The following is a 10,118-nucleotide window of genomic DNA, read 5'->3' as shown; positions in this document are numbered from 1 at the left end:
ATGATCCTCCCTGTAATTATGGCTGGTGGTTCAGGCTCCCGCCTTTGGCCTCTATCTCGCACTCAATATCCAAAGCAATTCATCTCTTTAGTTAATAACGACTCAATGCTTCAGAATACTATTTCACGCCTAGAACAGCTTCCTAAAATTGACCCTATAATTATTTGCAATAATGATCATCGTTTTATGGTTGCAGAGCAAATGAGAGAGTTAGGTATTCACAATGCGGATATTATTTTAGAACCGGTTGGTAGAAATACTGCTCCTGCAATTGCTTTAGCTGCGTTTCAAGCGATCCGTGATGGGCAAGACCCTTTATTATTAGTTTTAGCTGCTGATCATGTGATAACAAATGAGCAAGCTTTTATTGAATCGGTAAATCGCTCGATACATGCGGCTGAGGGTGGGATGCTAGTAACGTTTGGTATCGTTCCTACTCATCCTGAAACTGGATATGGTTATATTAAACAAGGGCAAATATTTGATAATGATTTATATCATGTTGAAGCTTTTGTAGAAAAACCTAATTTTGAAACAGCTAAACAGTATTTAGATACAGGAAAGTATTCTTGGAATAGTGGGATGTTTTTGTTTAAGGCATCGACTTATCTAAACGAGCTGAAAAAATATAACTCTGCCATTTATGATACTTGTAAATTAGCGATGGATTCATCTTATTCAGATCTGGATTTTATTCGTATATCTAAAGAGTTATTTGCTGAGTGCCCTGATGATTCCATTGACTATGCAGTGATGGAGCAGACTGATAAAGCTGTTGTGTTACCTATGGATGCAGGATGGAGCGATGTTGGGTCATGGTCTGCATTATGGGATATTAATGCTAAAGATGATAACGGCAACGCTATCCGTGGTGACGTATTATTAGACTCAACTCAAAACAGTTATATTTATGCTCAAAATAAATTAGTAACAACCGTGGGTGTTGATAATTTAGTGATTGTTGAGACAAAAGACGCCGTTTTGGTAGCGCATAAAGATAAAGTGCAAGACGTTAAGAATATAGTTAACCAACTCAAACAAGATGATCGTTCTGAATATCGTCAGCATCAAGAAGTTTATCGTCCTTGGGGTAAGCATGATCAAATTGCTGAAGGTGAACGCTACCATGTTAAAAAAGTCGTTGTGCGCCCTGGTGAAAAAACAGCAACTCAAATTCATTATCATCGTGCTGAGCATTGGGTTGTTGTATCAGGAACAGCAAAAGTGGTAAATGGTAATGAAACATATTTAGTCTCAGAAAATCAATCAACTTATATTCCTGTTGGTGCGGCTCATTCATTTGAGAATCCAGGAAAAATGAATTTAGAATTAATTGAAGTGAGAACTGGTAGCTATTTAGCCGAAGATGATATTGAACGTACTTGTACAGAAGGAGAGGGATACTAAAATGAGTCTTCTAATAAGCGAAAATGTTATTAAAGAGTCAGGTATTCAGTTTGGTACCAGTGGCGCTCGTGGTCTTGTTGAGCAATTTACGCCAAATGTGTGTGCCGCTTTTGTTCATGCATTTATATCGTCAATTCAAGAACAATTTGAATTTAAGCAGGTTGCCATTGCCATCGATAATCGTCCTAGTAGCCCTGTAATGGCGCAAGCTTGTGCAAAAGCAGTACAACAGCTTGGCCTTGATGTTATTTACTATGGTGTTGTGCCAACACCGGCGCTAGCTTATGTTTCAATGCAAGATAATATTCCTTGTATTATGGTGACAGGTAGCCACATCCCATTTGACCGTAATGGACTTAAATTTTACCGACCAGATGGTGAAATCACAAAATCTGATGAGCAAGCTATTTTAAGTGCGACGATTAAATTTGAATCAATCTTAGATTTACCTGAATTAATGGTTAATACCGTTGCAGGTACTAAATATATTGAACGTTATACTTCACTATTTGATAGTCATATGTTGGTAGGTAAGCGTATTGGTATTTATGAGCATTCAAGTGCTGGTCGTGATTTATATGTGCCAATGTTTGAAGCACTAGGCGCTGAAGTTATTGCTCTTGAGCGTAGTGATGAGTTTGTTCCTATTGATACAGAAGCCGTTGCTGAATCAGACAAAGAGAAAGCACGCCAATGGTCAATTGAATATGGTTTTGATTTTATTTTTTCTACTGATGGCGATGGCGACCGCCCGCTTGTTGCTGATGAAAAGGGTGAATGGCTTCGAGGTGATACCTTAGGATTATTATGCGCAGAAGCGATGAATATTGAAGCGTTAGCTATTCCAATTAGCTGTAATACGATGATTGAGAAATCAACGCAATTTAAACAAGTATCTAAAACTAAGATTGGCTCACCTTATGTTATTGCTGAATTTGATGCTTTAAATACAACGTATTCTTCTGTTGCCGGTTTTGAAGCTAACGGTGGCTTTTTGTTAGGAAGTGATGTTGTGGTAAATAGTAAGGAACTGAAGGCATTACCAACTCGTGATGCCGTATTACCAGCTTTAATGTTACTTTTCTCTGCGGGAAAAAATGGAATATCGACGTTAGTGGATGCACTTCCTAAACGATTTACTCATAGTGATCGTATTCAAAACTTTGCTGTTGAAAAGAGCCAATCGATTATATCGCAAGGTAAGGATAATCCTGCATTGTTGTTACAAAGCTTAGGCTTGGTTAATGCGGAGTTACTTACTGTTGAGCTTACTGATGGATTAAGAATGATCTTAACTGATAATTTAGTTATTCATTTGCGACCTTCTGGTAATGCACCAGAGCTTCGTTGTTACGCTGAAGCGAGTACTGTTGAAAAAGCACAAGCATTAGTAAATAAAGTGCTTTTACAAGTTCAGAAATTATAATTGAATATATAATAAATCAAGTTTGATTTAACTGTACTAAGTTAAAGTCTTTCCATTTAGTGATAAAGAAAATGAATTTTTTTAAGTTACGAAATCCTATCCAGAATTATACGTGGGGCAGTAAGACGGCGATTCAAATGTTATTTGATATTGAGAATCCAAATCAAGAGCCACAAGCTGAAATTTGGATGGGATCGCATTCAAATGGGTGTTCAGAAGTCATAATTGATGAAAAATTGGTATTACTTTCTGAGGTAATCAACAAAGATAAAAGTGGAGTGCTATCTAAGGCAACCGCTAAGACGTTTGGTGAGTTGCCATATTTATTTAAGGTACTGGCAGCGGATTATGCATTGTCGATACAAGTACATCCAAATAAAAAAGAAGCAGAAAACGGATTTGCGTATGAAGACGCTCAAGGAATTGAGCGAACTGCCCCTAATCGAAACTATCGAGATCCGAATCACAAACCAGAACTGGTATATGCATTAACACCTTATAAAGCTATGAATGGTTTTCGTGCATTTGATGAAATTCTCGCGCGATTTACCCATATGGTCGATACTGTTGAGATGCCAATTATTCAAACACTAGTTGAGTCATTTAAGGTGAATGTTAGTTCGCAGGGATTAGAAGCTTTTTTTATTGGGTTATTATCATTACAAGGGGAGCATAAGCAGGAATCGTTGAGAGCCTTGCTTGAATACGCAACCATAAACCAACAACCAAGTGTTGCAAATGACGTAAGTAGCTTGATTTTGGAGTTAGCGGAAAATTATTCTGAGGATATTGGCCTTTTTTCGCCATTGATACTTAATGTTCTAACTCTTAAACCGGGTGAGGCCATGTATCTTGATGCTCGAACACCCCACGCTTATCTTAAAGGCACTGGTTTAGAGGTTATGGCAAACTCTGATAATGTGTTGCGTGCGGGCTTAACCTCAAAACATATTGATGTTATTGAACTTGCTCGTTGTACTTTATTCGAAGAAAAGACAGTCAGTTCATTACTATGCGTGCCAGTTGTTAAGAATAATCAACAGTGTTATCAGATTCCTGTACCAGACTTTAATTTCGATTGCTTTATTCAAGCTGATGATGAAATAGTTGAAGTAAATAGTGCTGAAATTATTTTCTCGATTGATTATGACACTATTATTTCACATATATCAGGTGAAAATATTACGATTAAAAAGGGTGAGTCGGTGTTTATCCCTGCGTATGCGAAGTCTTACACTATTTCTTCTGAAGGACGCATCGCTAGAGTATATAACTAGGAGGCGCAGATTCGTTGCGATATAAATTTACATTATTATTTATAGTATTATGGAATTATTTAAAATGAAAATTGCAATTGCTGGCACAGGCTATGTCGGCTTGTCTAATGCTATGTTATTGGCACAAAACAATGACGTTATTGCGGTTGATATTATTGAAGAGAAAATAAATCTTCTTAACGATAAAATATCACCGATAGTTGATACCGAGATTTCCGAGTTTTTAAATAATAAAGAATTATCATTCAGCGCAACGCTTGATAAAGAGTGTGCATATAAAGATGCCGATTTTGTTATTATCGCAACACCGACAGATTACGATGTAAAAACGAATTACTTTAATACCTCATCGGTCGAGTCGGTCATTAAAGACGTAATGGCTATTAATCCACAAGCGGTGATGATTATTAAATCAACCGTTCCTGTTGGTTATACAGCGCAAATTAAACAAGAGTTCGGCTGTGACAATATTATGTTCTCGCCTGAGTTCTTACGTGAAGGCCGTGCTTTATATGACAACTTATACCCTTCTCGTATTATTGTCGGTGAGCGTTCTGAGCGTGCACAAACTTTCGCTAATCTATTAGTTGAAGGTGCAATAAAAGAAGGCATTGATGTGCTGTTTACTGATTCAACAGAAGCAGAAGCAGTTAAGCTTTTCTCAAACACCTACCTAGCTTTACGTGTATCTTATTTTAATGAGTTAGATACTTATGCTGAGTCCCATGGACTAAATGCTCGCCAAATTATTGAAGGGGTAGGTTTAGACCCACGTATTGGTAATCACTACAATAATCCATCATTTGGTTATGGTGGTTACTGTTTACCAAAAGACACTAAGCAATTACGAGCAAACTACAGTGATGTACCAAATAATATTATTGGTGCCATTGTAGAGGCAAATACAACGCGTAAAGATTTTATTGCTGATAGTATTTTAAAGCGAAACCCTAAGCGTGTAGGTATTTACCGTTTAGTAATGAAGTCGGGTTCAGATAACTTCCGTGCTTCTAGTATTCAAGGGGTTATGAAGCGCTTAAAAGCAAAGGGCATTGAAGTTGTTATTTATGAGCCAGTATTTAAAGAGAAAGAATTTTTTAATTCATTAGTGATGACGGATTTAGAACAATTTAAATCAACTTGTGATGTTATAGTTTCTAACCGCATGGCTGAAGAACTGTCAGATGTTGAGGGTAAAGTGTATACCCGCGATTTATTTGGTTCTGATTAATTAATATACCCCCTAATGTTGAATATTATTGACGTTAGGGGGTTATTGTATACAATACTTCATTCTGATTTAGTTTAACTCATTTCCACTCGTATTTTACTTGTATGCTTACATTAGCAAAGCGAAAAAATGCGACTTAATATACTGCATAGAGATTATGTTGTATCACGCAATACCCATTTATATATACTTTTAAAATAATTACATTCCAACAGGAAGTCTATTTATGATTAACGCATATTTATTTGTGTTTCTCGTTTCATTCGTCAGTTTATTTATCATGCGCAAAGTGGCTAAGCGCGTAGGATTGGTTGATAAACCTAATGAGCGTAAACATCACAAAGGAGTGATCCCATTAATTGGTGGTATTTCTATTTTTACTACTTTATGTATTGGATTGCTTCTGTTTTTCCCTGCTAATGAAAACCTAATCATGTACTTAAGTTGTGCTGCAGTGCTTGTAGTATTAGGTGCATTTGATGATTTTTACGATATCAGCTTTAAAATCCGTTTAGTTGTTCAAGTTATCATTTCTCTTATTATTATCTTTGTGGGTGGGCATAGCTTACATCACTTAGGCTATTTAATGGGTAGTGAGACCATTATGTTGTCTTCCGCAGCAAGTGGCATCATTACTATTTTAGGGGTGATAGGGGCAATTAATGCCTTTAATATGGTTGACGGTATTGATGGCTTACTTGGTGGTTTGGCATCGGTAACGTTCGCAGCATTAGCGACAGTATTCCATTACAGTGGCAATGATTACTTAGCGCAGGTGTGTGCGTTAATTGTTGTCGCTATAGTGCCTTATATTATGCTTAACCTTGGTTTTCCATTAGGACGTCGTTTTAAAGTCTTTATGGGCGATGCGGGCAGTATGTTTATTGGCTTTACTGTGGTATGGATGCTTATTCGTGGTTCTCAAGAGCCATCGGTTATTGCATTTAAACCAGTAACCGCATTGTGGCTAATCGCTATTCCTCTTATGGATATGGCAACCATTATGATCCGTCGTGTTCGTAAGGGCCAATCGCCATTTAAACCAGACCGCGAGCATTTACATCATATTTGTCAACGTTTAGGTTTATCTTCACACATGACGTTGTTCCTTATTTGTACAGTAGCGACGATTTGTGCTTGTTACGGTATTTGGGCTGATCTAAATGGGGTACGAGAATCAGTCATGTTCTTTAGTTTCTTGGTATTTTTTGTTGTGTACTTCATGACTATCAGTTACATCTGGCGTATAACAACGTTTGTGCATAAGCTTTTTGGTAAGCGCATGTCTATACAACTTCAAGCTGAAGTTGGTAAGTAACTCTCTTTTGAGTGGCACTACAATTTGAATACATAAAAGCGGAGATAACTGGCTAGGTTATCTCCGCTTTTTTTTGTCTAATTGTTGGTTGGTTAGGTACAGCATGGGCTTATAATTTATCAATTGATAATGCTAAGTTATTGGTGTTTTGATACGATATGAGGCGTTAAAACGCATGTTGTTAAGGTTTTATGCACATTTAAACAATAGTTTGATAGCTATCATGGATGATTTTCATAATTATGTTTTAATAGGATTTAAAGGTAATAAGTGATAAGGCGTAACTAAATGCTCACATTTAGTTGTTTCTTGTTGGAATAAATATTAGACAAGTCTTACTTTCTTACAAAGACATAACAGAAAATATTATTTATCAAGGCATGCTAAAAATGTTAAATATTACAAGGCTAATAGCGACAGAGTAACGGTGATTTAATCCCTTTTATTACAGGGGTAGGTTATAGCCATTAATTAATATAGTGGCATATAATTTGCTGAGAAAACAACAAAATTGTAATACAATGGCAACCGCCAAAAAACAGACATATCAATGCTAACGCGATGGGGATGCGTATAACCTCTGGGCGGTAGCGTACCTAAATGGACTCTTTCATGAAAACTCAACATTCACCACAAGTAAAAAACTTCCCACAGCCACCTTCGTTTGAATTATATAATGATGAGATAGACCTTAAAGAGCTATTTATGGCTCTTTGGAAAGGTAAAGTCACTATCATTTTATGTACAGTCGTATTCGCTATTGGTGCTGTGATATACGCATTAACAGCTCAAGAGTGGTGGTCATCTAAAGCGAAGATAATGATCCCGCAAGTTCATAATTTTTCAGAGTATCAAGAGCAAGTAAAGCAGTACCAACCAATCTTCGATATTTATCAAGATGATGGGACAGTACTTGTTAGTGACGCTTTGGATTCATTAGTTGATAGTGAAGTACTATTTCAAAATTTCATAAGTGCTTATAATTCATCAAATAATAAAAAGAAATTTTTAGATGGAAATGCTGAGTTTCAAGCATTTAAAGCTCAACTTGACACAGACACAAATACAGACACAAATACAGACACAAATACAGACATAAATAAGAAAGAAGCGACTCGTAAGTTATATTCAGGATGGTTTCAAAAAATTAGTGCAGTAGCGACGGATAAAAAATCAATTATGTCGCCATACTCTATTCGCCTACAAGCAACGACAAAAGAAAGCAGTTATACACTATTAAATGAATATATTACTTCAGTAAAAAGTGTTGTATTTAATGATGCTTTAAATAACCTTCAAGCGATGGTAAATGGCAAACGTCATGAATTACGCCAACAGAAAACTATCTTAGAAACTCAAGCAAGGAACCGACTAGCGGTTGAAATTGAACGTTCTCAATACGCATTAGATATAGCGAAAGCAGCAGAAGTAAATAAGCCTATCCAAAATATGGGAAGTAATGAATTATTTGCTATTGAGTTAGGGGCGCAGGCGTTGAACGCAAAGATTAAAGCTCTAAAGTCAGTAAAAAACTTAACGGTGATAGAACCAAGATTACAGCAAATTGATGCTAAGCTTGAAATGCTGAAGAGTATGAATATTGACCGTGATATTAAATTTCAAACCTTTCGTTACTTAGAAAATGTAGAGCAGCCATTCAGTCGTGATAAACCAAATCGTGTATCAATAGTAGTTTTCTGGACTTTATTGGGCGGTATATTAGGTGTCGCTATTGTGCTTGTTAGATTTGCCTTTAGAAAAGAAAGTGAAATTGATTCGTAAAAAATGGCAGTTACTTTTTACAAAATATCGCTCGAGATAGTGCTGAGGCAGAGAAAAGCCTTATATTTTTAAGTACTTAACGTCCGTCGATTAAAGACAAACTAACACTCTCTGAGAATACATCAAATGACTTTAGATTAGACCGTTAATCGGTAGACCTTAGTCTAGAAGCTCGGTCTGCTTTGGATGTTATTGTAAAACTTGAAGCGCACTTAAATGAGTTAATCTTTTAAAGAGAGTGAAATAATATTAGGAATTAAAATATGATCACTCCTGTAATTTTGGCTGGCGGTACAGGTTCTCGTTTATGGCCTCTTTCTCGTGAACTTTATCCTAAACAATTTTTGAGTGTCACCGGAGATATGTCGATGCTGCAACAAACGACAGCTCGACTTTCTGGTATTGAGCATTCCGCACCTATTCTTATATGCAATGAAGAGCATCGTTTTATTGCGGCAGAACAAATGCGATTAGGTGGTTTTAAGCATAGCGGTATTATCCTTGAGCCAGTAGGCCGAAATACAGCACCAGCAATAGCACTTGCTGCGCTACAAGCTATAAATGTAACCGGTGATGAAGGAGATCCATTATTACTCGTTTTAGCTGCTGATCATATTATAGATAATGAGTTCGCTTTTATTGAGTCAGTAAAAAAAGCATTACCATTTGCATTGAATGATAAATTAGTCACTTTCGGCATTGTTCCTAACGCTCCTGAAACGGGTTATGGATATATAAAAGCAGGTAAAAAAGATGGTAATGCATTTTCTGTTAGTGAGTTTGTTGAAAAGCCTGACATAACGACAGCAAAAAAATATTTAGAGTCAAATGACTATTATTGGAATAGTGGTATGTTTATCTTTAAAGCGAGTCGTTATCTTGAAGAGTTAGCTAAATTTGAACCAGAAATTCTTGAGATGTGTAAAAAAGCTATTGCAACACCTTCACAAGATGTGGAATTTACGCGTGTTGATCCAACAATCTTTGAAACTTGCCCTGATAAATCTATCGATTATGCAATAATGGAAAAGACAGATTCTGCAATGGTTGTCCCTATGGATGCAGGTTGGAGTGATGTTGGTTCATTTTCTGCTTTGTGGGATGTATCAGAGAAAGATAAGGATCAAAATGTAATTAAAGGCGATGTAATTGCTGTTGATTCAACAAATAATTATATCTTTGCTGAGAATAAATTAGTCTCAACGCTTGGTGTTGATAATTTAGTTATCATTGAAACCAAAGATGCTATCTTGGTTGCTAATAAAGATAAAGTGCAGGATGTTAAGTCTATTGTAAATAAATTACACGAAGCGGATCGCACAGAGCAAAAGTTACATCGAGAAGTTTACCGCCCTTGGGGTAAATATGATTCCATTGATTTTGGTGCAAGAGATCAAGTAAAGCGAATCACAGTGAAACCAGGAGAGAAACTTTCGATTCAAAAACATTATCATCGCTCAGAGCATTGGATTGTTGTATCAGGTACAGCAAGTGTGCTTAATGGGGATAAGACGATCATCGTTACAGAAAATGAATCAACCTACATTCCTTTAGGTACGATTCATGCTTTAGAAAATCCAGGTAAAATTCCGTTAGAAATGATTGAAGTTCAAACTGGCAGTTATCTTGGTGAGGATGATATTGTTCGTTTTGAAGATAGATACGGAAGAAGTTAAG

Annotated in this window: 7 protein-coding genes and 1 pseudogene; all 8 read left to right on the top strand. The window is 36.5% G+C overall.

Annotated features, from left to right (window positions below):
• The 8 genes and pseudogenes from BTO23_RS19140 to BTO23_RS19105 all read left to right on the top strand — a co-directional run bounded on the left by BTO23_RS19140 (position 1) and on the right by BTO23_RS19105 (position 10,117).
• Positions 1-1,407, top strand: a complete 1,407-nt coding sequence (locus tag BTO23_RS19140) for a mannose-1-phosphate guanylyltransferase/mannose-6-phosphate isomerase (protein WP_105064345.1) — start codon at positions 1-3, stop codon at positions 1,405-1,407.
• 1 nt (position 1,408) lies between these two features.
• Complete coding sequence (locus BTO23_RS19135; RefSeq protein ID WP_105064344.1) at positions 1,409-2,833, top strand: phosphomannomutase; 1,425 nt, start codon at positions 1,409-1,411, stop codon at positions 2,831-2,833.
• Between the two features lie 71 nt (positions 2,834-2,904).
• Positions 2,905-4,110, top strand: coding sequence for a mannose-6-phosphate isomerase, class I (manA, locus tag BTO23_RS19130; RefSeq protein WP_105064343.1), 1,206 nt, complete (start codon positions 2,905-2,907; stop codon positions 4,108-4,110).
• A 64-nt stretch (positions 4,111-4,174) separates the two neighbouring features.
• Positions 4,175-5,341: a nucleotide sugar dehydrogenase gene (locus tag BTO23_RS19125; RefSeq protein ID WP_105064342.1), complete on the top strand. Its 1,167-nt coding sequence runs from the start codon at positions 4,175-4,177 to the stop codon at positions 5,339-5,341.
• Between the two features lie 226 nt (positions 5,342-5,567).
• Positions 5,568-6,659, top strand: a complete 1,092-nt coding sequence (wecA, locus tag BTO23_RS19120; protein WP_105064341.1) for a UDP-N-acetylglucosamine--undecaprenyl-phosphate N-acetylglucosaminephosphotransferase — start codon at positions 5,568-5,570, stop codon at positions 6,657-6,659.
• Positions 6,660-7,271: 612 nt separating this feature from the next.
• The gene (locus BTO23_RS19115) at positions 7,272-8,441 is read left to right on the top strand and encodes an LPS O-antigen chain length determinant protein WzzB (RefSeq protein WP_105064340.1); all 1,170 of its coding nucleotides are present in this window, start codon (positions 7,272-7,274) and stop codon (positions 8,439-8,441) included.
• A gap of 8 nt (positions 8,442-8,449) precedes the next feature.
• Positions 8,450-8,687: pseudogene (locus BTO23_RS21550) on the top strand (tyrosine-protein kinase); the annotation flags it as partial.
• A gap of 17 nt (positions 8,688-8,704) precedes the next feature.
• Complete coding sequence (locus BTO23_RS19105) at positions 8,705-10,117, top strand: mannose-1-phosphate guanylyltransferase/mannose-6-phosphate isomerase (protein ID WP_061013188.1); 1,413 nt, start codon at positions 8,705-8,707, stop codon at positions 10,115-10,117.
• Position 10,118 lies beyond the last annotated feature (1 nt).

It is taken from the genome of Aliivibrio sifiae (assembly GCF_002954715.1).
GTDB classification, from domain to species: domain Bacteria; phylum Pseudomonadota; class Gammaproteobacteria; order Enterobacterales; family Vibrionaceae; genus Aliivibrio; species Aliivibrio sifiae.
This window is presented reverse-complemented; position numbering and strand designations above follow the sequence as displayed.

Excerpts from the sequence above, each read along its gene's own strand:
- BTO23_RS19140 (WP_105064345.1), top strand. The coding sequence starts at position 1 with ATGATCCTCCCTGTAATTATGGCTGGTGGTTCAGGCTCCCGCCTTTGG.
- BTO23_RS19135 (WP_105064344.1), top strand. The coding sequence starts at position 1,409 with ATGAGTCTTCTAATAAGCGAAAATGTTATTAAAGAGTCAGGTATTCAG.
- manA (WP_105064343.1), top strand. The coding sequence starts at position 2,905 with ATGAATTTTTTTAAGTTACGAAATCCTATCCAGAATTATACGTGGGGC.
- BTO23_RS19125 (WP_105064342.1), top strand. The coding sequence starts at position 4,175 with ATGAAAATTGCAATTGCTGGCACAGGCTATGTCGGCTTGTCTAATGCT.
- wecA (WP_105064341.1), top strand. The coding sequence starts at position 5,568 with ATGATTAACGCATATTTATTTGTGTTTCTCGTTTCATTCGTCAGTTTA.
- BTO23_RS19115 (WP_105064340.1), top strand. The coding sequence starts at position 7,272 with ATGAAAACTCAACATTCACCACAAGTAAAAAACTTCCCACAGCCACCT.
- BTO23_RS19105 (WP_061013188.1), top strand. The coding sequence starts at position 8,705 with ATGATCACTCCTGTAATTTTGGCTGGCGGTACAGGTTCTCGTTTATGG.